Origin of the sequence: Streptomyces sp. NPDC006458 (assembly GCF_040612135.1) — a bacterium.
GTDB lineage: Bacteria > Actinomycetota > Actinomycetes > Streptomycetales > Streptomycetaceae > Streptomyces.
The window spans coordinates 26,816-47,603 of record NZ_JBEXPR010000007.1 but is presented as its reverse complement, the minus strand read 5'-3'; the positions used below and the strand labels follow the sequence as shown (position 1 = coordinate 47,603).

Annotated in this window: 16 protein-coding genes and 3 pseudogenes; 11 read left to right on the top strand and 8 right to left on the bottom strand. The window is 72.7% G+C overall.

Annotated elements, in window-relative coordinates; translation table 11 throughout:
• Positions 1 to 72: 72 nt before the first annotated feature.
• The 4 genes and pseudogenes from ABZZ79_RS11425 to ABZZ79_RS11410 form a co-directional block, all read left to right on the top strand.
• Positions 73 to 222, top strand: a pseudogene (locus ABZZ79_RS11425) (amidohydrolase); the annotation flags it as partial.
• Between the two features lie 210 nt (positions 223 to 432).
• Complete coding sequence (locus tag ABZZ79_RS11420) at positions 433 to 1,284, top strand: TIGR03619 family F420-dependent LLM class oxidoreductase (RefSeq protein WP_356688689.1); 852 nt, start codon at positions 433 to 435, stop codon at positions 1,282 to 1,284.
• A 123-nt stretch (positions 1,285 to 1,407) separates the two neighbouring features.
• The gene (locus ABZZ79_RS11415; RefSeq protein WP_356688688.1) at positions 1,408 to 3,993 is read left to right on the top strand and encodes a bifunctional FO biosynthesis protein CofGH; all 2,586 of its coding nucleotides are present in this window, start codon (positions 1,408 to 1,410) and stop codon (positions 3,991 to 3,993) included.
• 91 nt (positions 3,994 to 4,084) lie between these two features.
• Entirely contained in the window at positions 4,085 to 4,645 is a 561-nt protein-coding gene (locus ABZZ79_RS11410) for a L,D-transpeptidase (RefSeq protein WP_356688687.1), read from the top strand.
• Here ABZZ79_RS11410 and ABZZ79_RS11405 read toward each other — a convergent pair.
• A complete protein-coding gene (locus ABZZ79_RS11405) occupies positions 4,642 to 5,211 on the bottom strand; it encodes a DUF2165 domain-containing protein (RefSeq protein WP_356688686.1) in 570 nt (189 codons plus the stop codon). The two genes, ABZZ79_RS11410 and ABZZ79_RS11405, sit on opposite strands and share 4 nt — an antisense overlap.
• 180 nt (positions 5,212 to 5,391) lie before the next feature.
• On the opposite strand from ABZZ79_RS11405, the gene ABZZ79_RS11400 reads away from it, so the two are divergent.
• The gene (locus tag ABZZ79_RS11400; RefSeq protein ID WP_356688685.1) at positions 5,392 to 6,510 is read left to right on the top strand and encodes an ADP-ribosylglycohydrolase family protein; all 1,119 of its coding nucleotides are present in this window, start codon (positions 5,392 to 5,394) and stop codon (positions 6,508 to 6,510) included.
• A 13-nt stretch (positions 6,511 to 6,523) separates the two neighbouring features.
• Here the strand turns inward: ABZZ79_RS11400 and ABZZ79_RS11395 are convergent.
• The 3 genes and pseudogenes from ABZZ79_RS11395 to ABZZ79_RS11385 form a co-directional block, all read right to left on the bottom strand.
• Positions 6,524 to 6,777 (bottom strand): annotated as a pseudogene (locus ABZZ79_RS11395) (SDR family NAD(P)-dependent oxidoreductase); the annotation flags it as partial.
• Positions 6,778 to 6,918: 141 nt separating this feature from the next.
• Entirely contained in the window at positions 6,919 to 8,742 is a 1,824-nt protein-coding gene (locus tag ABZZ79_RS11390) for an MFS transporter (protein ID WP_356688684.1), read from the bottom strand.
• Between the two features lie 171 nt (positions 8,743 to 8,913).
• A complete protein-coding gene (locus tag ABZZ79_RS11385; protein ID WP_356688683.1) occupies positions 8,914 to 11,268 on the bottom strand; it encodes a D-alanyl-D-alanine carboxypeptidase in 2,355 nt (784 codons plus the stop codon).
• Positions 11,269 to 11,503: 235 nt separating this feature from the next.
• On the opposite strand from ABZZ79_RS11385, the gene ABZZ79_RS11380 reads away from it, so the two are divergent.
• The 3 genes from ABZZ79_RS11380 to ABZZ79_RS11370 all read left to right on the top strand — a co-directional run bounded on the left by ABZZ79_RS11380 (position 11,504) and on the right by ABZZ79_RS11370 (position 14,331).
• Positions 11,504 to 12,256 (top strand): GPP34 family phosphoprotein, encoded by a 753-nt coding sequence (locus ABZZ79_RS11380; RefSeq protein ID WP_356688682.1) that lies wholly within the window; start codon positions 11,504 to 11,506, stop codon positions 12,254 to 12,256.
• A 790-nt stretch (positions 12,257 to 13,046) separates the two neighbouring features.
• Positions 13,047 to 13,910: a helix-turn-helix transcriptional regulator gene (locus tag ABZZ79_RS11375; protein ID WP_356688681.1), complete on the top strand. Its 864-nt coding sequence runs from the start codon at positions 13,047 to 13,049 to the stop codon at positions 13,908 to 13,910.
• A gap of 229 nt (positions 13,911 to 14,139) precedes the next feature.
• The gene (locus tag ABZZ79_RS11370) at positions 14,140 to 14,331 is read left to right on the top strand and encodes a DUF397 domain-containing protein (RefSeq protein WP_356688680.1); all 192 of its coding nucleotides are present in this window, start codon (positions 14,140 to 14,142) and stop codon (positions 14,329 to 14,331) included.
• Between the two features lie 172 nt (positions 14,332 to 14,503).
• Here ABZZ79_RS11370 and ABZZ79_RS11365 read toward each other — a convergent pair whose 3' ends face one another.
• From ABZZ79_RS11365 to ABZZ79_RS11355, 3 genes are all read right to left on the bottom strand, one after another.
• Positions 14,504 to 15,355, bottom strand: coding sequence for a MerR family transcriptional regulator (locus ABZZ79_RS11365; protein WP_356688679.1), 852 nt, complete (start codon positions 15,353 to 15,355; stop codon positions 14,504 to 14,506).
• Between the two features lie 101 nt (positions 15,356 to 15,456).
• Positions 15,457 to 15,963: a glutathione peroxidase gene (locus tag ABZZ79_RS11360; protein WP_356688678.1), complete on the bottom strand. Its 507-nt coding sequence runs from the start codon at positions 15,961 to 15,963 to the stop codon at positions 15,457 to 15,459.
• Positions 15,964 to 16,481: 518 nt separating this feature from the next.
• On the bottom strand, positions 16,482 to 16,916 hold the full coding sequence (locus ABZZ79_RS11355; RefSeq protein ID WP_356688917.1) for a MarR family transcriptional regulator: 435 nt from the start codon (positions 16,914 to 16,916) through the stop codon (positions 16,482 to 16,484).
• A gap of 88 nt (positions 16,917 to 17,004) precedes the next feature.
• Between ABZZ79_RS11355 and ABZZ79_RS11350 the strand changes: the two genes are divergently transcribed.
• Complete coding sequence (locus tag ABZZ79_RS11350) at positions 17,005 to 17,787, top strand: hypothetical protein (RefSeq protein WP_356688677.1); 783 nt, start codon at positions 17,005 to 17,007, stop codon at positions 17,785 to 17,787.
• Positions 17,703 to 18,077 (top strand): annotated as a pseudogene (locus ABZZ79_RS11345) (MFS transporter); the annotation flags it as partial. The gene ABZZ79_RS11350 and the pseudogene ABZZ79_RS11345, both read left to right, overlap by 85 nt.
• A gap of 151 nt (positions 18,078 to 18,228) precedes the next feature.
• On the opposite strand, the gene ABZZ79_RS11340 reads toward ABZZ79_RS11345, so the two are convergent.
• The gene (locus tag ABZZ79_RS11340; protein ID WP_356688676.1) at positions 18,229 to 18,939 is read right to left on the bottom strand and encodes a DUF4232 domain-containing protein; all 711 of its coding nucleotides are present in this window, start codon (positions 18,937 to 18,939) and stop codon (positions 18,229 to 18,231) included.
• Between the two features lie 182 nt (positions 18,940 to 19,121).
• Here ABZZ79_RS11340 and ABZZ79_RS11335 point away from each other — a divergent pair, with 182 nt between their 5' ends.
• Positions 19,122 to 20,783 carry an alkaline phosphatase D family protein gene (locus ABZZ79_RS11335; protein WP_356688675.1) on the top strand — a complete coding sequence of 554 codons (1,662 nt, stop codon included), beginning with the start codon at positions 19,122 to 19,124 and terminating at the stop codon, positions 20,781 to 20,783.
• Positions 20,784 to 20,788 lie beyond the last annotated feature (5 nt).

Sequence of the window (20,788 nt, the reverse complement as noted above, 5' to 3'; positions counted from 1 at the left end):
CAAAGCCCTCACATCTCCCGCCCGCGATCACGCTAGCTGACGATCCGTCAGATCGGCGCTACGGTGGCCGACATGGACTCCAACCCCGGCTTTCCGCGCATCATTTCCGTCGACGACCACACCGTCGAGCCGCCGGCCGTCTGGCAGGACCGGCTTCCGAAGAGGTACCTGGACGCCGGTCCCCGGATCGTCCGCGCCCCGCTGAAGGAGATGACCTTCCTCCTGCCGCGACTGCGGCTCCTACGCCCTGCACGCCTATAGCGAGGTGCAGGCGATCGTCTGGCCCGGATGAGCCCCGGACGGCCGGGATGAGCGCCCGGACGGCCGGGATGAGCGCCCGGACGGCCGGGACGGCGCGGGCGCCGGGCGGCACAAGGGTGATGCCGACCGGTCGGTATGGACAGATGGGTCGTCGAACGGTAGAGATGGGTCATGCGTATCGCCGTCACCATCTTCCTCACCGACGAGACGATCACCCCGACGCGGCTCGCCCGTGAGCTGGAGCAGCGGGGCTTCGCCGGGCTGTATCTGCCCGAGCACACCCACATCCCCGTCGAGCGGACGACCCCGTACCCCGCGGGCGGCGAACTCCCCCGCGAGTACGGCCGTATGCTCGACCCCTTCGTCGCGCTCGGCCAGGCCGCGGCGGTCACCGGGCGGCTCGGGCTCGGCACCGGCATCACGCTGGTCGCCCAGCACGACCCGATCGGCCTGGCCAAGCAGGTCGCCACCCTGGACCATCTGTCCGGCGGCCGCCTCACCCTCGGGCTCGGCTTCGGCTGGAACGTGGAGGAGGCCGCCGACCACGGCGTGAAGTGGCGCGACCGCAGAGAACTGGTCCGCGACCGGGTGCGGCTGATGCAGGCGCTGTGGGCGGAGGAACCCACCGGCTACGAGGGCGAGTTCGGCGGTGTGCGGCCCAGCCATGCCCACCCCAAGCCCGCCCGGAAGCCGCGCGGCCCGGTGACCGGCCCGCGCACGCTGGTCGGCGGGGCCGCCGGGCCCAAGCTGTTCACCCACATCTGCGAGTACGCCGACGGCTGGCTGCCCATCGGCGGCCGCGGACTGTCCGAGGCCGTGCCGGCGCTGCGCGCCCGCTGGGCCGACGCGGGCCGCGACCCGGGCGCCCTCCAGGTAGTCCCGTACGCCGTCCACCCCACCCCGGGCAAGCTCGCCCACTACGCCGACCTCGGCATCGAGGAGGTCGTGGCGCAGCTGCCGCCCGCTGGGGAGGCGCAGGTGCTCGGCGCGCTGGACCTGCTGGCACCCTTCCTGGCCGGTTGACGCACGGCAGTTGGCCGCGGACGGCGTACCGGTGCGGGGGCCCGCCGAGGTCGGGTTCCCGCCCGGCGCCCGCCCCCGTGAAGAGCTCGTCGGCATCGATCGGCCCGACCGTATGCTTCGAGAATGACCACTTCCGCGACCTCCGGAACCGGCCCGACCGAGAACTCCCTGCGTCGCGCCCTCAGACGGGCCCGTGACGGTGTCGCCCTGGACGTCACCGAGGCGGCCGTCCTGCTCCAGGCCCGTGGCGCGGCACTGGAGGACCTCGCCGCGTCCGCCGCCCGCGTGCGCGACGCGGGCCTCGCGGCCGCCGGACGTCCGGGCGTGATCACGTACTCGAAGAGCGTCTTCATACCGCTGACCCGGCTGTGCCGGGACAAGTGCCACTACTGCACGTTCGTCACCGTCCCCGGCAAGCTGCGCCGCGCCGGGCACGGGATGTTCATGTCCCCGGACGAGGTACTGGACATCGCCCGCAAGGGCGCGGCCCTCGGCTGCAAGGAAGCCCTCATCACCCTCGGCGACAAGCCGGAGGACCGCTGGCCCGAGGCGCGCGAGTGGCTCGACGCGCACGGCTACGACGACACCATCGCCTACGTCCGGGCCATCTCCGTGCGCATCCTGGAGGAGACGGGCCTGCTGCCCCACCTCAACCCAGGGGTGATGTCCTGGACGGACTTCCAGCGCCTGAAGCCGGTCGCGCCCTCCATGGGCATGATGCTGGAGACCACCGCGACCCGCCTGTGGTCGGAGCCCGGCGGCCCCCACCACGGCTCCCCGGACAAGGAACCCGCCGTACGGCTGCGGGTGCTCCAGGACGCGGGCCGCTCCTCCGTGCCCTTCACCTCCGGGATCCTCCTCGGCATCGGCGAGACGTACGAGGAGCGCGCCGAGTCCCTCTTCGCGCTGAGGAGGATCGCCCGCGCCTACCACGGCATCCAGGAACTGATCATCCAGAACTTCCGCGCCAAGCCGGACACGGCCATGCGCGGCATGCCCGACGCCGAACTCGACGAACTGGTCGCAGCCGTGGCCGTCGCCCGGCTCGTCATGGGACCCTCCGCCTGCCTCCAGGCCCCGCCCAACCTCGTGGACAGCGAGTACGAGCGGCTGATCGCGGCCGGCATCGACGACTGGGGCGGGGTGTCCCCGCTGACCATCGACCACGTCAACCCCGAGCGCCCCTGGCCGCAGATCGAGGAACTGGCCGAGCGGTCCCGGGCCGCGGGCTTCGAGCTGCGCGAACGCCTGTGCGTCTACCCGGAGTTCGTCCGGCGCGGCGAGCCCTGGCTGGACCCCCGGCTGCGCCCGCACGTGGCCGCGCTCGCCGACCCTCAGACCGGGCTCGCGCGCGCCGGGGCGCTGCCGCGCGGTCTGCCCTGGCAGGAGCCGGAGGAGGCGTTCGTATCCTCCGGCCGCACGGATCTGCACGCCTCGATCGACAGCGAGGGCCGCAGCGCCGACCGCCGCGACGACTTCGACGAGGTGTACGGCGACTGGGACGCCCTGCGCGAGGCCGCCGCCCCCGGCATGGTCCCGGAGCGCGTCGACACCGACGTACGGCAGGCGCTGCGCACGGCCGCGGACGATCCGACGCGGCTGACCGACGCCGAGGCGCTGGCCCTGCTGCACGCGGACGGGCCCGAGCTGGACGCGCTGTGCCGGATCGCCGACGACGTCCGCAGGGCGGCGGTCGGCGACGACGTGACCTACATCGTCACGCGGAACATCAACTTCACGAACGTCTGCTACACCGGCTGCCGCTTCTGCGCCTTCGCGCAGCGCCGCACCGACGCCGACGCCTACACGCTCTCCCTGGAGCAGGTCGCCGACCGGGCCCAGCAGGCCTGGGACGTGGGCGCGGTCGAGGTGTGCATGCAGGGCGGCATCCACCCGGACCTGCCGGGCACGGCGTACTTCGACATCGCGAAGGCGGTGAAGGAGCGGGTGCCGGGCATGCATGTGCACGCCTTCTCGCCGATGGAGGTCGTCAACGGCGCGACCCGGACCGGCCTGTCGATCCGCGAGTGGCTGACCGCCGCCAAGGAGGCGGGCCTTGACTCGGTGCCGGGCACGGCCGCGGAGATCCTGGACGACGAGGTCCGCTGGGTGCTGACCAAGGGCAAGCTGCCCGCGGCCACCTGGATCGAGGTGATCACCACCGCGCACGAGCTGGGCATCCGCTCCTCCTCGACGATGATGTACGGCCATGTCGACCAGCCGCGCCACTGGCTCGGCCATCTGCGCACCTTGGCCTCGATCCAGCGCGAGACGGGCGGCTTCACGGAGTTCGTGACGCTGCCGTTCATCCACACCAACGCGCCCGTGTACCTCGCGGGGATCGCCCGCCCGGGACCGACAACTCGGGACAACCGCGCGGTCACGGCGATGGCCCGTCTGCTCCTGCACCCGTACATCCCCAACATCCAGACGAGCTGGGTGAAGCTCGGCACCGAGGGCGCGGCCGAGATGCTGCGCTCCGGAGCGAACGACCTGGGCGGGACCCTCATGGAGGAGACGATCTCCCGTATGGCGGGCTCCGCCTACGGCTCCTACAAGTCGGTCAAGGACCTGATCGCGATCGCCGAGGCGGCGGGCCGCCCGGCGCGCCCCCGCACCACCCTGTACGGCGAGGTCCCGCAGGAGCGGCAGCGGGCCGCGGCGGCCTCGGACGGTCACCTGCCGGAACTGCTGCCGGTACTGGACTGACCGCCCGTGGGGCCCGCCCCGGGCCTGGCAGTACGATGATCCGACCCTGGTGGCCTCGGTGGGCTGCCCGAGCGACTGAGGAGAAGCGCCCGTGTCTGCCCGACTGCCCTCATGGGCCTGGGTCACCGGTCTGACCGCGGGCGGGGTCGCCGCCGTCGCCGTCCTCGCGGTGCAGGCCGACAAGGGTCCGCACCCGGAGCCGACGGCGGCCCGGCCGAGCGTCTCGGCACCGGCGAGCCCGAAGCCGAAGCCGAGCGAGGCGGTACCGCCCGCCGCCCCGGCAGAGTCCGGCACCGGGCGCCGTGTCGTCTACTCGCTCGGTGAGCGCCGGGTCTGGCTGGTCGACGCCAGTGACGCCGTGCGCCGCACCTTCCCCGTCTGGCCGGGCACGGTCGCCCCGGACCCGGGCAGCTACACGGTCGGCGAGCGCGCGGAGGACCCGACCACCGGCTCCGACGGCGTCGAGATCGAGCACATCGTGTACTTCGCCCTGCAGTCGGGCGTGAACATAGCCTTCTCCAACGCCCTCGACGGCTCATCCCCGCCGCCCGCCCAGGGCCGGCAGACCGGCGGCATCCGCATGACCAAGGACGCGGGTGCCGCGCTCTGGGCGTTCGCGACGGCGGGGACGCCGGTCCGCGTGGTCGGCTAGTCCCGCTCCCGCTCCCGCTCCCGCTCGCACTCTCGTTCCCGCTCTCGGTCCTGCTCCGCTTTCCGCTCTCCCTCGCGGAACGGCAGCTGGACCACGATCAGGATCACGCCGCTCATCAGGAACACCCGGGTCGCGGCGTCCAGCCCGTTCCAGTCCGCCGACTGCCACATCGCGAACCACTCGCCGCCGATCCCGATGAACCCGGCACCGAACAGCAGCATCAGCATCAGCAGCCCGTACGTCGACACGCGCCGGGCCGCACCGAACCGGCCGCGCGCCCACAGCCAGGTCCCGGCGATCAGCACCAGCGCCGCCACCGTCTCCCAGACGATGATCGCCACATAGGCCGCGTCCTGAAGCGCCGTACTGGTGACGGCTCTCCACATCAGGTCCTCGTCCTTGAACGTGCTGTCCATCGCCAGCACGTGCCGCACGAACTGCTGATTGGACCCGAAGTCGGTGATGTTCCCGAGCGCCACGAGAGCGATGTAGAGCGCGGCCGTGGCGGTCAACAGCCCTGCGGCCAGGGGGAGTACGGGCGGGTGGGGGGATTTGTTTGTGGACATGACAGTCATCTTCCCCGATGGAGATCGCGGCCGTCCCCGGCGGGTGCGGGCTTCGGACACAGAGCCCGGAACCCCGCTGTCTGCCCGCCGTCGACCGATTCGCGCTCTGAGCCGACCGTTCCCGGTCGATTACAGTGCTGAGCCTGTCGTACGTACGGACGGTGCCCTGGGGAGGTCTTTGTGGGTGCGACGACCGGGGCCATATGGGGCCGGGCCGAGCAGCAGGACTTTCGGAGCCGGGTGCGGGGCACCCTGCTCGGGGCCGCTGTGGGGGACGCGCTCGGGGCGGCGGTGGACGGGCTCGATCTGGACGGCATCCGGGAGGAGCACGGGGCCGACGGGCTCGTCGACCTGGCTCCCGCGTACGGGCGGCGGGGCGCGGTCACGCATCTCACCCAGCTCGGGCTGTTCACCGTCGACGGGCTGATCCGGGCCCAGGTCCGCCGGGACACCGGGGCCTGGCATCCGCCGACCGATGTGCACCGCGCGTATCTGCGCTGGGCCGCCACCCAGCGAGACTGGGGCCCCGACGAGCGCCGCAAGGACGACGGCTGGCTGGCCCGTGAGGAGTGGCTGTACGCCCGCCGCGCCCCCGCCCGCCCGCTGCTGCTGGGCCTCGGCGACGACATCATGGGCACCCTGGAGGCCCCCAAGAACCCCGGCGCGCCGGGCCCCGAACCCGCGGCCCGCTCGGCTGCCTTCGGTCTCCTGGTCGGCTGGGAGCCCCAGCTCGTGGCGCAGCTCGCGCTGGAGTGCGCGGCCCAGACCCACGGGCACCCGGCGGCCTGTCTCACCGCGGGCGGCTACGCCGTGATCGTGCACGGGCTGGCCCGGGGGGAGCATCTGGACGGCTCGGTCCAGCGCGCGATGGGGCTGCTCGCCGCGCGGCCCGGCCATGAACCGGTGAACGACGCCCTGCAGAGGGCGCTCGGCGCGGTCCGCCAGGGCATCCCGGACCCGGCCCGGGTGGAGGAGCTGTCCGCCGAGGGCACGGCGGAACAGGTCCTGTCGGCGGCCGTGTACTGCGCCCTGGTCGCCGAGGACGTCCGTCACGGACTGCGTCTCGCCGCCAACCAGGGCGGCCCGTCCGCCGCCACGGCCTGCCTCACCGGCGGTCTCCTCGGCGCCCTGCACGGCGAAACGGCCCTCCCCCCGGCCTGGCTGGCCGAGCTGGAGGGCCGTCCCACGATCCTGGAACTGGCCGACGACTTCGCGATGGAGATGACCCAGGGGCCCGCCCTGCACGGTCCGACCGGATCGTCCCCGGGGTGGCTGGCGCGGTATCCGCGAACGCCCTGAAAGGCGCGCGAGGCCGAAGGCGATGTGCGGCTCCGCCGCGCGGGCGCGACCGACCGTACATCGCGCTGGTCAGCGCCCCCTTCGAGGCCGCGTACGCCGCCTGCCGCACCTGTGAGGCGCGGCCACCGCCGACTGCGTGCCGATGATCACCACCGAACCGCCGCGCACCCTCAGCAGCGGCAGACAGGCCCGGGTCATCCGCGGCGTCCCCAGCAGATTGACGTCGATCACTCTCTGCCAGGTCGTGAAGTCCGCGTCCGCGAGCCCGCACCGGGCTCGACGAGGCCGTCGCCGCCTCGGGGCTCGGCCGCGTCGAGCTGGTCGCCCCGTTCGTGCCGACCGTGCCCGGCACCGACACCCACGTCGACGAGCTGCGCCAGGGACTCTCGACGACGAGCGCCCCTTCGGTCAGCGCAGCTCCTCCGGGCAGGGCGTGCCACGCGGCAGCTCATAGGGGGAGGCGAGGCGGTAGGTGCCCGCTCGGGGCGCCAGCAGCTCGGTCCACCTGTCGCCGAGCGCGTCCTCCTCGGTCTCCAGCAGACAGCCGTTGAGGTTCTCGTACGTCTTCGGGGTGCCCTCGGGCCGGTCCTTCGAGGCCTCGGTCTCCTGGGGCGGCTCGACCCCCTTGCCGTCGGCGTCGACCAGCTTCAGCCAGGGCGAGTAGGGCACCCGGATCAGCACCCGGCCCGGCTGGGAGACCGTCAGGGTCATCTCGCCCTGCTCGGCCCGCTCGACCGTGGCCGGCGGGTCGGCGAGCGGGGCCGGGTCGGTGACGGCGAACAGCTGCCAGTTGGCGTCGCCCCACACCTGCCGCAGATACGGCAGCCCGCGCTGCACCAGCTCCCGCTCGCGCTCGGCGCCCTCGCCGTCCGGGTCATCCTTGGGCAGGACCACGAAGTGCACGGCCCAGCGGCGCAGCCACTCGTGGTAGTTCGCCGAGTTCAGGGTGTCGTCGTAGAAGAGGGGGTTGCGCTCCATGTCGGCCTGGCGGTTCCAGCCGCGGGCCAGGTTCACGTACGGCGCGAGCGCGGAGGCCTCGCGGTGCGAGCGGGCGGGCACGACCTCCACCCGGCCCTGGTCGGCGCCGACCTCCTGCAACTCGTTGACCAGCGGAGCGAGCTCGCGGGTCCAGGACGCGGTCGGCGTGGTGTGCACGACGTCGTCGACCGACTTGAAGCCGATCCAGCCGGCGAACCCGACCGAGGCGACCACGATCGTGTACCACTTGCGCGAGCGCGGCACCGTGAACGGCAGCGCGGCCACCAGCGCCACCCCCGCGAACAGCATCGGCAGCCGCGTGATGTTGGAGCCGATCTGCGAGCTGATCAGCCACACCAGCAGCACCGACAGCCCGTACACCGCGGCCGTGATCCGCACGGTCGTCCACGCGCGCGGCACGACGGCGAAGACGATGACCGCGTACAGCAGCGGCAGACTCGCGGAGGCGAAGGACATCGGCTGGGTGCCGGAGAACGGGAACGCCCACGCCGACACCGCCACCACCGCGGTCGGCCCGAGGCCCAGCGCCCACGCGCCCGGCAGGCGCTTCTGCAGGAACATCGCCACCGCGATCAGACCGACGAACAGCCCCGCGACCGGCGAGGACATCGTCGCGAGCGCCGCCAGCGGGGCCGCGCACAGGGCCTTCGCCCACCGCTTGTAGCGCCACTTGTACGGCCAGCAGAACACGACGGCGACCGCGCCGAGCGCGAACACCGTGCCCAGGCCGAAGGTCACCCGGCCCGAGACCGCGTTGCACAGGAAGGCGAACACGCCCGCGAGCGAGGCCCACAGCGGATTGCGCACCGACCTGCTGCGCATCAGCACCAGCGTCAGCAGGCCCGCGGACACGGTCCCGGCGATCATCATCGTCGTACGGACACCGAGGACCGACATCAGATACGGCGACACCACGCTGTACGACACCGGGTGCATGCCCCCGTACCAGGCGAGGTTGTACGCCGAGTCGGGGTGGCGGCCGACGAACTCGGCCCAGGCGTCCTGCGCGGCCAGGTCGCCGCCACTGTTCGCGAATGTGAAGAACCAGGCGACGTGCAGGACACCGGACAGGGCGGTGAAGGCGAGGACGGGGTGACGCAGGAAGGCCTCGCGGACGGCGGTCACGGCTCCGCGAGGAGGGGGCTCATCCTCGGACGGGGACAGCGGTATTCGCGGGCCGGTGTCCGGGCCCGGACCGGTGTCGTCGGCGCGTGTCGGCTCCGCAGTGGCCACCTGTAGGCACTCCCCGTATCCCGTCTTCTGCTGTCGGCCGCGTCCCGTTCCCACAAACTTCACGGCTGTGTTCCACGCCCGGCGACCTTGTCCCGTTTCGTGACGCTAGCATGCGGCCCGCCGACGGAAACCCGGGGCGGGTCCGTGGCGGGCCGCGGCCGCTTCGGCCGATCAGGCGATACGGGTCAGCCTGTCCGTCCAGCCCGGTTCGGCCAGGTCGCTCTGGAGGGCGACCGGCACCTTGACCGCGCCCGCGGTGCCGCCGTCGCCGACGGTGAGCGTGCCGACCTGGGTGCCGGCCTTCGCGGTGTGCGGCAGCTCGTCGGCGGTGAACTTCAGCTCCACCTTCAGACCGGCCCAGCCGACCGCGGTGACGTCCTTGGTCGCCACGACCGGGGTGCGGCCGCCGAGACCGTCGTCCACATAGCCGACGATGTCGCCCTTCTTCAGGATCGTCGCCGACTCCAGGCGCTCCTGCGCGGCCCGGATCAGCTCGTCGCCCGCGGACAGGGCGCCCTGCAGGATCGTGTTGTCGAAGCCGCCCGGGGGCTGGCGGACGACGGCGCCGACGATCGTGCGGGTCTCCCCGTCGATCTCCTTCTTCGCCGCGAAGACCAGGTTGCCCAGGGCGGAGGTGGTGGTGCCGGTCTTGATGCCGACGACGTCGTTCCTGCCGACCAGCTGGTTCCAGTTGGGGTGCCGCTCGCCCTTGTAGTCGTAGTACTCCATCATCGCCGCGACCTCGCGGAAGGCGGGCTCCTTCATCGCGGCCTTGGCGAGCTTCACCTGGTCCACGGCCGTGGAGACGGTGGTGTCGTTCAGGCCCGAGGGGTCGGTGTACGTGGTGTTCGTCATGCCGAGGTCCGCGGCGGCGGCGTTCATCTTCTCCACGAACGCCTTCTCCGAGCCGGCGTCCCAGCGCGCGAGCAGCCGGGCGACGTTGTTGGCGGAGGCGATGAGGATGCTCTCCAGTGCCTCACGCTGGGTGATCGAGTCTCCGGCCGTCACGTCGACGGTCGACTCCTGACCGGCGTCGGACTGGTCCTGGGCCGTCTGGTCGATCTCGATCTTCGGGCCCTCGGCGCCGCTCTTGAGCGGGTGGTCGCGCAGGACGAGGTACGCCGTCATCACCTTGGCGACGCTGGCGATCGGGACGGGCTTCTGCTCACCGGACGAGCCGAAGGAGCCGATGCCCTGCACGTCGAGCGCGGCCTGGCCGTCCTGCGGCCACGGGATGCCCTGGAGGTCGCCCTCGAAGGTGTAACTGTCCTTCGCGGTCAGCGTCAGCTCCGGCGCGGGGAGCGGGCGCATTGACTGTACGACCGCAAACACGACCACGAGGAGAAGGACCAGCGGGGTCCAGATCTTGACCCGCCGGGCCGCCTGGCGCAGGGGGGTCTGCGGGGGCGGCGGCGTGTTGGTCAGCTCGGCGAGGAGGTCCAGCGGAGGCCTCGGGGGAAGCGGCTGCTGGGTGGTGCGCTCGGGGGCACCGAGCTTGAGCGTGGTGGTGGGCTGGTCGGGGACGTCGCCGAGCCTGCGGAAGACGCTGGTGGGCTGGTCGACGGGCCTGGGACCGGCCTCGGCCTCGCCCGCGGCCGCCCTCGCGTCCCCGCCCGCACCGCCCGTGCGGGTCTCGTCGTCGTGCGCGGGTGGCTTCTGCGGGGTGTCCTCGCGGCCGGCGGCCCCGGGCCCGGGGGCGGGGGCTTCGTCGGCCTCGGCCGCGTCCTCGGCCTCGCCGCCCTCGGGCTCCGCGGCCGGGTCTTCCCGCTCGTCGGCGGGCCGGGCGGCCCCGGGCTCGTCCTCGGCCGTCTCGCCGGACTCCTCCGACTCCCCGGACTCCTCCGACTTCCCGGACTCCTCCTGGGACTCGGCGTCGGCGTCGGCGGCGGTGTCGGACTCACCGGACTCACCGGACTCGCCTGACTCGCCTGACTCACCGGACTCGTCCGCGCGTGCCTCCTCGGAGTCCGTGCCCTCGCTGTCCGTGGCGTCGTCGCCGTCCGTGGCGTCCTCGCCGGACGCCTCCTCGGAGGCCGCTTCGGGCTCGTCGTCGGGAAGCTCCTCGGCCGAGTCCTCGACGGAGTCCGCGGCCGGCTCCCCGGTCCCGTCCTCGGTCCCGGCCCCGGTCCCTTCGCCGGTCTCGTCCTCGGTCCCGTCCTCGACGGAGCCCTCGGCGGGCCCTTCAGGCGCCGTGGAGGGCTCCTCAGGCGCTCCAGACGCCTCGGACGGCTCCCCGGACGGCTCCTCGGAGGTCTGGGCGCCCTTGGTGACCCAGGCGGCCACGGCGGCGCGCAGGCGGGCGTCCTCCGCGGGCTCGGTGTCGTCCTCGGGCTCGGAGGAGGGGGTCTTCGGGAGGGAGAGGACCTGCGTGGCCGTGTCCTTCACGGGCGCCGGGGGCGTCGTGGCGGACTCGCGGGCCACGGCGAGTCGTGGATCGCGGGCCTCGGGAACCGGGGCCGCGGTTCCCGGCGTCGATTCTGCCGACGACTCGCGTTGCTTCGACCTGTCGGGGGACTCGCCCGCCACCGATGCCTCCTCCGTGCCGCACGCACTCCGCGCGCTCAACCGAACCCTGAACCGCCGCCCGGACCCGTGTCCACGACGCTGTCCGAACCGTGCACCAGTGTCCTGTGTGTGGCCCTGACCAACGCGATAGACGAGAACGACATACCTGCCGGTTCCCTTACAAACAGGTAACGCACCCTCGACAGACCAATGTGAGAGGGGTCACCCTGTCATTCATCCACGCGGGGAGGCATGGATGGGCAGGAGCCGCAGAACAATTCCGGAGGAGCTTCTGTTGCTGGCACTGGACCCGACCACGGGTACCACTGCACAGCCGCAGTCGCTCGACCTCGGTCTGGCCGGAGCGCAGCTAGTGGAGCTGGCGCTGGCCGGACGGATAGCCCCAGATGGGGATCGTATCGCCGTGGTGTCCCCACGGCCGACTGGAGATCCGACACTGGACTGCGCGTTGGAGTTGCTGCGAAGGCGCGGCGCTCCGGTTCGGGCTGTCCACTGGATCGGCGGGCCGCGTCTCGGGCTTCGCCAGACCTACCTCTCGCATCTGGAGCGGTGCGGCATGGTGCATGCCGTGGCGGGACAGATGTGCGGAGTGCTGCCGACGACTCGCTACCAGGCGACGGACACGGCGATCAGCCGGGAGATCAGGGCCCGGCTGGACTCCGCGATCCGCACCGGCGTACCGCCGGACCCGCGGACCGCGGCGCTCGCCGCCCTGGCCCACGCGGTCGGGCTCGGCAAGCACCTGTATCCGGGCAACGAGGGTCGCTCCTCGCGCTCCCGGCTGCGGGATCTGATCAGGCACGACCCGATGGGCGGTCTCGTGGCGCACGCGGTCATGGACGTCCAGAACGGCGCCGCGGCCCAGCCGCGACGCAACCCGGCCCCGGTCGGCCGCCAGGCCGCCCCGGGCAGGCCCGCAGCGGAACCCGCACGCAGTGTTCCGGTGCAGCCGCACCACAGCCCCATGGCACGCGCCGGAGTCCACTGAGCCGAGGGCCCCGGCACCGCCGCACGACCCCGCGAACCCGTCACCGGGAGCCGCCGCGACGGGCGGAGCGGAGCGACCACCAGGTCACCCCGCTCCGCTCGTCCGCACCCCCGGCCCGCGCCGGGCCTCACGTCGGCCCGCGCCCCGACGGACCTCGGGCAGGCACTCGCGCGCCCCGACCCCACCCCGGCCGACGTTCCGACACCCTCGGACCGGCGTTCCCGCGTGCCCGGTCCGCACCCCCGTCCCGCGCCGTCCCGCGCCGGTCCCCACCCCGGCCCGTACCCCGGCCCGTACCCCGGTCCGCACGCCGGCCGATGTCCGGGCAAGTCCGAGCCCAAGTCCGGACCCCGCCACGAACCGCGCACGGACCCGCTCCGGCCCGGCTCCGGCCCCCGTTCCGGCCCCCGTTCCGGCCCCCGTTCCGGTCCGGCTCCGGCCCCCGTTCGGGCCTCGCGCTCGTCCGCGTCCGGGCCCCGCCCGGCCCCGAGCCCAGAGGCCGCGATCCATGCCCGGCGAGGCTGCGGCCCCGTCCGCGCTCCCGCCGCGCCTCACAACATGCCATCCCACCCCATGTTCGAGGGAAGTCTCGTTCCCCTGTCCGGATGTAACCCCGTCCGAGTCCGGATGCGGTTCGGCGCGTGTCCGGATCGCGGCTTCGCACGTTCACTGTCGTGCACTTGGCGCATATCCCCCGTTTGCCAGCGGTAGGAAGCACCTTGGTGGCAGTCTGCTCAACAGCAGATACGCAAAGTGTTAGGTACAGGCAGCAGCCGGAGGTGCACGTCTCGTGGCGTCCAATGTCAATCCCACCGTCAGGCGGCGCCGGTTGGGCCAGGAACTGCGCCGGCTCCGTGAGCTCAAGGGCATGACGGCGGAGGAGGTGGCCGAGCGGCTGCTGGTGTCGCAGTCGAAGATCAGCCGCCTGGAGAACGGCCGGCGCAGTATCAGCCAGCGTGACGTCCGCGACCTGTGCGGGGTCTACGACGTGGAGGACCAGCGCGTCGTCGACTCACTGATGCAGATGGCCAAGGACTCCCGCCAGCAGGGCTGGTGGCACGCCTTCGGCGATGTGCCGTACAGCGTCTACATCGGCCTGGAGACGGACGCGGCCAGCCTGCGCGTGTACGACCCGCAGGTCGTGCCCGGCCTGTTGCAGACGCGCGGGTACGCCGAGGCCCTCATCGCGGGCGCGTTGCCGGAGGCCGCGCAGGGCGACATCGACAAGCGCGTCCAGGTTCGCATGCGCAGGCAGGAACGTATTTCCGCCGCCGACAACCCGCTCCGGCTGTGGGCCGTGGTCGACGAGGCGGCGCTGCGCCGCGAGGTCGGCAACCGCCAGGTGATGATCGAACAGCTGGAACATCTGCTGGAGATGGCCCAGCTGCCGCACGTCACCGTGCAGGTGATCCCGTTCTCCATGGGCGCACACCCGGGCGTCAGCGGCCAGTACGCGATCCTGGAGTTCCCCGACGCCGCCGACTCCACCGTCGTCTACATCGAGGGCGTGACCAGCGACCTGTACCTGGAGAAGGCGCAGGACGTGTCCAAGTACAGCGTGATGTACGAGCACTTGAGGGCCCAGGCCCTGAACGTCGAGCAGACCCGGGAGTTCATCTCCAAGGTGGCCAAGGACTACGCCCGCGAGGGCTGAGGGCCGCCCCGGAAGTCGTTGCCGAGACCGTTCCAGAGCTGGGGCGCCGGACGGTACACCGTTACACGACCTTGAGGGAAGTCCCTCTGGAATATGTCATCCGGTCGGGTGAACGGTTCCTCCGGGCGCCGGAGTTGGCGAGTAGCGTCGATCACGCCAATCGAGCACATGGGCTGGCGCAAACACAGCAACTCTGCAACTCAGCAAGCAACTGGCTACTGGAGCGAAAATGGCGATCAAGCAGGGCGCGACGGACACGTGGGTCAAGTCGTCCTACTCCCAGGGCAACGGCGCGTGCGTCGAGGTCAAGTCCCCTGTCCCGGCCGCACTGTCGGTGCGTGACTCCAAGGTCACCGACGGCCCGACCCTCGCCTTCCCCACCGGCGCGTGGCAGGCGTTCGTGACATCGGTCAAGGCCTGAAAGCGAGGGTCTTCCCGATCCTGCGCCGATGACACGACAACTCAACAAGCACCAGCAGGAGCCCTCTCGACCAGTTCGCCGTCCTTGCCGAGGGGGCTCGGCTTGTGCCCGGCGCCGCGCGGAGCCCCTCCGCGCGGCGCCGGGTCCGTACCGGGAGCGGTCGGCGCACCGGTCAGCGCACCGGGAACGCCACGTCGCACACCGGGTCCTCGGGCCCGGCGGTCTCCCAGTCGGCGAAGTAGATCTCCCGGCAGGGACCGTCGTAGGACAGCCCCTCGCGCTTCATCCACTCCTCCACCGCCTCGAAGGCCACCAGGATCTGCGGATGCGCGACCTGCGCCTTGGTGATCCGGGTGTAGGCCAGCTTACGGGCGGGCTCCACCCGGACCCTGGTGTCCCAGGTGCGGCCGTGCCGCTCGGCCCAGGCCCGCGCGGCGGCCTCGTCGGCGACCGGCAGACAGCTCTCGGCGGGGCCGTCGCTCTCCATCGACACCGCGGAGTGGTAGACGACGAACGGCGGCGCGGCGACGCCCCCGCACGCGCGGGCCGCTTCCTCCAGTCGTCCCATCGACGCCCCGATCCAGGCGGGCAGTTCGTCCGCCAGAACGTGCCGGGACTCGGTGATCACCGCCCGCGCGGGCACCTCGACCGTCTCGACCGTGAACTTTCCGTACATCTCGGAGCTCCTCCCCGAAAGGCGTCCACGGAGGTACTCGGCCAGCGTCCGCTGCGCGGCGAACCGCGTCTCCACGTCCGCCCAGTACACCGCCAGCAGCCCGGCGGCGTCGCCGGCGTCCGCGTCGGCCACCTCGGCGATCCGCGCCAGCGGCATGTCCAGCTGCCGCAGCAGGGCCACCAGCCGGGCCCGCTCCACCTGGCCGGCCCGGTAGTAGCGGTAGCCGGTCACGGCGTCCACCCGGGCCGGGGCGAGCAGTCCTAGCCGGTCGTACAGCCGCAGCGCCTTGGCCGACAGCCGGGCCCGCGCGGCGAACGCGCCGATGGTCAGCAGTTCGTCGTCGTCCATCTCAGGCAGCCTCGCCCTCCGTCGCCGGACGGCTCGTCCCGCCCGGCGACTCCGACGCTCCGCCTTGCCCCAGGGGCAAGGTCAAACTCCCGGCCGCAGGGTCAGCCGATCGCCTGCTCCACGGCCGCCACCAGCTCCGCCGACTCCGGCTCGGTCTGCGGCGAGAACCGCCCGACGACCTGCCCGTTCCGGCCGATCAGGAACTTCTCGAAGTTCCAGCGGATGTCCCCGCTGTGCCCCTCGGCGTCCGCGAACCCGACGAGCCGCTCGTACAGCGCGTGCCGCCCGTCCCCGTTCACCTCGACCTTCTCGGTCATCGGGAAGCTCACCCCGTACGTCGCCGAGCAGAACTCCGCGATCTCCTCCGCCGAACCGGGCTCCTGCCCGAGGAACTGGTTGCACGGCACACCGAGCACCGTGAACCCCTTCTCGGCGAACCGCTCCTGCAGCCGCTCCAGGCCGCTGTACTGCGGGGTCAGCCCGCACTTGGACGCCACGTTCACGATGAGGACGGTCCGGCCGGCGTAGGAGGCCAGATCCGCGGAGCCGCCGGTGAGGCTCCCTATCTCGACGCCGAGGGGAGAGGTCTCGTTGAGGTCATCAGTCATGCTCCGGATGCTAACGCCGCGGGCGAAGACGCCGCCGAAGGGGCGCGGGGAACGGCGCGAGAAGCGACGACCGCCCGCGGACGGCGACGAACGGTGACTACCCCCATCGGCCCCGAGCACCAGCATGTCCCCCGCCGCCGTTCGCGAGTACAGCACCGACCTCCCCGCCCGCTGTCGCCGCACCAGCCCCGCGTCCAGCAGCAACCGCAGATGCCGCCCCACGGACCCGAGCCCCTGCCCGGTCACGGCGACCAGCTGTGTCGTGGACATGGGGGACGTGAGCAGACCGAGCGCCGCGGCCCGGCCCGTCCCCAGCAGTGCCCCGAGCGCCGCGGGCACCGGCGCGCTGTCCCCGGCCAGCACCCCGAAGGCCGGGTAGACCACGGCGTACCGCGCCCGCCCCTCCCCCCTGGACCGGTCCGCCGGAGACCCCATCGAAGTCCGTGGTGCGAACCTGTTCGGCACGAAGGCGCCGCAGGAGTAGTCACACCCCGGGCCCGGGCCCGGGACCGGCGCCGTCAGGGCTGGGGGTCGAGGAACACCTCGGGCACCTTGCTGTCCTGCACCACGCGAGCCAGGAGCGCGGCCAGCTGGTCGCGCTCCTGCGCGCTCAGCCCCGAGGGCAGCTCGTCGATGCGACGGCACGCCTCGTCGTAGAACTCCTCCGCCAGCCGGGCGCCCTGCGCGGTCAGCGCCACGCGCACCGCGCGCCCGTCGCTCGGATCGGCCTCCCGGCGCACCAGCCCGCGCTGCGCGGTGCGGTCCACCAGACCGGTCAGGCTCGACTTGGCCAGCCCCAGCATCTCGCCCAGCTCACGCATGCCGTACGGCTGGGGCATCAGCACGCACAGAAGCTTGCCCTGTTGCGGCGTCAGCCCGTACGCGTGGCTCGCGTCGGCGTACACGGCGTCCACCAGGTACGAGGACCGCACCAACGCGGTCACCACGCTCATCCGCTCCCCACCGGCCTTTGCCATACGGGAAGCCTAACGGCGCCCGCGCCCCGCCGATACGACCGGGACGCGAGACCGGGTGCGGGGGGTGTTCCCGCCCCGGGTCCGCCCGGTCGATCAGGCGGGTGGTGGGCCCGGTGGTCAGCCCCGTCCGCGCGCCCAGTTCCCCGGGGGTCATCGGGCCGGACAGGTCGAGGACGTTTGCAGTGCCGACGCCTGGAACCGCGGCGACGGTACCGCCTACGGCCGGCACTTCACCGACGTCACCCATGCCGGCACCGTCTACCGCGGCGGCGCCGAGATCGGCCGCGCCCACCAGGACCTCTTCGACAGCTTCCTCAAGGGCACGACCCTGACCCTGGAGATCGTCGACCTGCGTCTGCTCGGCCCCGGCACGGCCGTGGCGGTGACGCGCGGCGGACGGCGCGCGCGGCGGCTCGACAAGCGCGCCAGCTACACGGTCGTACGCGGCCGGGAGGACGGCCGCCGGCGGATCGCGGCCGTGCGGAAGACCGCGCACCGGCGCCTGACGGAGGCCTTCTCCTTCCGCCTGCGGCCCGCCACGCGGCCGGCCGCGTGGCCCTCGCGATGTGCCGAGATGCGGGCCGTCACGGGGCGGCTGATCATCGAAGGCGTGTCGACCACCGGCCATGTTCACAGTGAGCAGCCGTCCGCGGAGCAGGCCGGCGACCGGCCGTCCGCCGCCGCCTGGCGGAACCTCGCGATGGCCACCCTCGGCTTCACCCTCACCTTCTGGGCCTGGAACCTCATCGCCCCGCTCGCCTCCGGGTGCACCCGGCGGTGGTCACGTCCTGGGCGCTGGGCGCGGTGGCGCTGCTGGCCGTCGTCCAGTCCTTCGACCCGCCCCTGAACCCCGGCGCCACCCTCTGCCTACTGACGATGGCCGCCGGTCTCGGCACCGCCAGCGGCTCCGTCATCGCGCTCGTCGCCCGGGTCACCCCGCAGCCCCAGGTCGGCAGCGTCACCGGCATCGTCGGCGCCATGGGCGGCCTCGGCGGCTTCGTCCCGCCGCTGGTCATGGGTGCCGTCTACAGCGCCAAGAACTCCTACTCCATCGGCTTCATGCTGCTGTCCGACCTCGCGCTCGCGGGGTGCGTGTACGCGTACGCGCGGATGCGGCAGGCGGAGCGCCCGGGGTGACGTTCCCTGCGGGCGGTCCGGGCCATCGGGCCCTGGGTCCTCGACTGCCGGGCCCTCGTCCACCGGCCCGCCGTCACCTGGGACACCCGCCGACTGCTGCGGGCCGCCTCCCCGGGCCTGACCGGGACGACCTGGAGGAAGCGGGTGGCCCTCACGATGAGGGCGCGAACGCCGTCACCCTCACGCCGGTGTCGCAGATCCGCACGTCCGTCCTCGTCCCGCCGGACGTGGTGAAGCCGGGCGTCAGAGGCCGGGACTCGCCGGGCGGGACGACGTCGAGGCCGGTCACCGGCTCGCACTCGTCGAGGCTCGTGAAGGTGAGCCCGGCGGTGGCGGAGTCGCCCGGGGCGAGGGTCACCTTCGCGGCGTTCGCCGCCGAGCCGTCCCAGTCCACGGGCAGTTCGGCCCGGCCGGCCTCGCCCACGAAGAGCAGGGAGAGGAAGCCGCGCAGCGTGCAGGAGCCCTTGCCCTCGTTGGTGAGGACGACCTCGGCCCGGCCCTGCCCGGTGCCGCGCGCCACGGCCGACAGGTCCTTCGTACGGCAGTGGTCGGCGGCGGGGGTGGGGAGCTGGTCGGCGCCGTAGAGGACACCGGGGGGCGGTGAGGAGGGGGAGGGGCCGCTGCCGCCGGTGCTCTGGCCGCTCTGGCCGCTCTGGTCGTTCGGGTCGTTCGGATCCGTCGGGTCGGACGCCGTGCCGCCGGCTTCGTCCGCGCCCGACGACCCGCTCCCGGCCTCCGCGGCGGACGAGCCCGACCCGGCGCCGCCGCCCGGACGGTCCTCGGCGTCGGACGACGAGGAGCATGCCACCGCCCCGGCCAGCAGCAGGGCGGCCGTGAGGACGGAGAGCGTGGGTCGGCGCATGGCTCCTGCTGTCTGCTTCGGTGTCGGCTTCGGTGTCCGCGTCCGTGTCTGCATCGGTGTCCGCGTCGGTGGCTGTTCGGTCGGCCGGGGGGCCGGGTCCCTCATCGGCGAGGGTATTAGAATCCCGCCGATCAGTTCACCGGCGCTGCCCAGCGCACCGCCTCCGGGGAAGGGCACGCGCTGTGAACGCGAGCAGTTCGGACGGCATACGCCGCAGGCGGTTCCTGGGCGCGGGAGCCGTCACACTGGGCACGGCGGGCGCGCTGGCCGCCGGACAGTACCTGACCGGCGACGCCTCGGCCTCCGTGGGCGGCCCGACGGCCCTCGCGGGCCCCGGCGCGACCGTGAGCGGCACGGTCTTCAAGCTGGGCGTGGCCTCCGGCGACCCGCTCCCGAACGCGATCGTGCTGTGGACCAGGCTGATCCCCGCCCAGCAGGGCGGCTCGGGCATCCTCGCCCCCACAGTGCCGGTGGCCTGGGAACTCGCGACGGACAGCGCCTTCACGAAGATCGTCAAAAGCGGTACGGCGACGGCGAGCGGCACCCTCGGCCACAGCGTCCACGTCGACGTCACGGGCCTGACCCCGGCGACGGACTACTGGTACCGCTTCAAGGCCCTGGGCCGCACCTCCGGCACGGGCCGTACCCGCACGGCCCCGGCCGCCGGAAGCACCCCGGAGCGCCTGCGCATCGCCCTCGCCTCCTGCCAGAACTGGCAGCACGGCTGGTTCACCCCGTACCGGGACATGAAGGAACAGCGGCCGGACCTGGTGCTGTTCGTCGGCGACTACATCTACGAGAGCTCCGCCAACTCGTATCGCGTACGCCGGCACGAGGGCGGGGGCGCGCCCGTCACGCTCGCCCAGTACCGCGCCCGCCACGAGCAGTACAACACCGACCCCGACCTCCAGGCGATGCGCGCCGCCGCCCCCTTCGTCGTCGTGTTCGACGACCACGAGGTGGACCAGGACTGGGCCGGATCCGTGGCGGGCGACCCGGCCGCGTGGCCCCGCGACACATTCCTCGCCCGTCGCGCGGCCGCCTTCCAGGCCTTCTACGAGCACATGCCGATCCGCGCCCGGCAGAAGCCCAGCGGCCCCGACGCGCTGATGTACCGCAGGCTCGACTTCGGCGCCCTGGCCCGGCTGCACGTCCTCGACACCCGCCAGTACCGCGACGACCAGGCGGCCACCGCCGAGGCCGCGACCGAGACCGGCCGCGTCATCATGGGCGACACCCAGCGCGACTGGCTGCTTTCGGGCATGGCCGAGTCCGGCACGACCTGGAACCTCGTCGCCTCCCAGGTGATGATGGCCGAGACCGACTTCCTGGCCGGCGTCGGCAAGGAGTGGTCGTACGACGCCTGGGACGGCTACCAGCAGGAACGCGCCGCCCTGCTGCGGGAGTTCAGCTCCGTCCGCAACCCGGTCGTCCTGTCCGGCGACCGCCACCGCACCATCGTCAGCGACCTCAAGCTGGACTACGCCGACCCGGAATCGCCCGTCGTCGGCGCCGAGTTCGTCGGCACCTCCATCTCCAGCAGCGGCGACGAGGACCTTCAGGCCTTCGCCGCCGAATGGGCCCCCAAGCTGGCGGACAACCCCCACTGGAAAATGATCGACGCGCGCCGCGGCTACCTCCTCCTGGACATCGCCCCGGACGGCATCGACGCCCAACTGCGGGCGATCTCGACGGTGTTGACGAGGAACGGCACGACCGCCACGGCGGCGACGTTCCGGGTGGACGACGGGGTGCCGGGTGTGCGGCAGGTCGGGGTGGAGGCGCAGCCGTCCCCGAGTACGAGCACCGGGGCGTCCCCCGAGACCACTGCGGCCACCCCTTGACCCCT

What these genes read in the sequence shown, in the direction of transcription:
- ABZZ79_RS11360 (WP_356688678.1), bottom strand. Translation starts at nt 15,963, where the DNA reads ATGACTGATGACCTCAACGAGACCTCTCCCCTCGGCGTCGAGATAGGG.
- ABZZ79_RS11415 (WP_356688688.1), top strand. Translation starts at nt 1,408, where the DNA reads ATGACCACTTCCGCGACCTCCGGAACCGGCCCGACCGAGAACTCCCTG.
- ABZZ79_RS11370 (WP_356688680.1), top strand. Translation starts at nt 14,140, where the DNA reads ATGGCGATCAAGCAGGGCGCGACGGACACGTGGGTCAAGTCGTCCTAC.
- ABZZ79_RS11355 (WP_356688917.1), bottom strand. Translation starts at nt 16,916, where the DNA reads ATGAGCGTGGTGACCGCGTTGGTGCGGTCCTCGTACCTGGTGGACGCC.
- ABZZ79_RS11405 (WP_356688686.1), bottom strand. Translation starts at nt 5,211, where the DNA reads ATGTCCACAAACAAATCCCCCCACCCGCCCGTACTCCCCCTGGCCGCA.
- ABZZ79_RS11365 (WP_356688679.1), bottom strand. Translation starts at nt 15,355, where the DNA reads ATGGACGACGACGAACTGCTGACCATCGGCGCGTTCGCCGCGCGGGCC.
- ABZZ79_RS11340 (WP_356688676.1), bottom strand. Translation starts at nt 18,939, where the DNA reads ATGCGCCGACCCACGCTCTCCGTCCTCACGGCCGCCCTGCTGCTGGCC.
- ABZZ79_RS11420 (WP_356688689.1), top strand. Translation starts at nt 433, where the DNA reads ATGCGTATCGCCGTCACCATCTTCCTCACCGACGAGACGATCACCCCG.
- ABZZ79_RS11380 (WP_356688682.1), top strand. Translation starts at nt 11,504, where the DNA reads ATGGGCAGGAGCCGCAGAACAATTCCGGAGGAGCTTCTGTTGCTGGCA.